Source organism: Pseudomonas sp. Pseusp97 (genome assembly GCF_047304025.1).
Taxonomy (GTDB): domain Bacteria; phylum Pseudomonadota; class Gammaproteobacteria; order Pseudomonadales; family Pseudomonadaceae; genus Pseudomonas.
The window spans coordinates 1-364 of record NZ_JBGLYK010000508.1; the positions used below are offsets into that span (position 1 = coordinate 1).

At 72.0% G+C, this 364-nt stretch carries 1 protein-coding gene; it reads left to right on the forward strand.

Annotated features, from left to right (window positions below; genetic code table 11):
* Positions 1-364 (forward strand): MATE family efflux transporter (locus ACCC94_RS30140; RefSeq protein ID WP_413353227.1); only part of this gene is annotated, 364 nt, incomplete at both ends.

Consider the following 364-nt stretch of genomic DNA (forward strand, 5'->3'; position numbering starts at 1 on the left):
CTGCGGCGGATTCTCGGCCAGGGCCTGTTGCTGGCCCTGGGGCTGGCGCTGCTGCTCGGCCTGCTGGCGGTGCCGCTGACCGGACCGGCGCTTGCACTGATGCGCCCGTCGGCCGAGCTGGATGCGCTGGCCCGCGAGTTCTTCCACATCCGCCTGTTCGGCCTGCCGGCAGCGTTGGCCACCTACGCGCTGGTCGGCTGGTTCCTCGGCACGCAGAACGCCCGAGCGCCGCTGGCGATCCTGCTGACCACCAACCTCATCAACATCGTGCTCAGCCTGTGGTTCGTGATCGGCCTGGACTGGGGCGTCGCCGGCGCGGCGAAGGCCGCGGTGACCGCCGAATGGGGCGGTGCGCTGCTGGGCC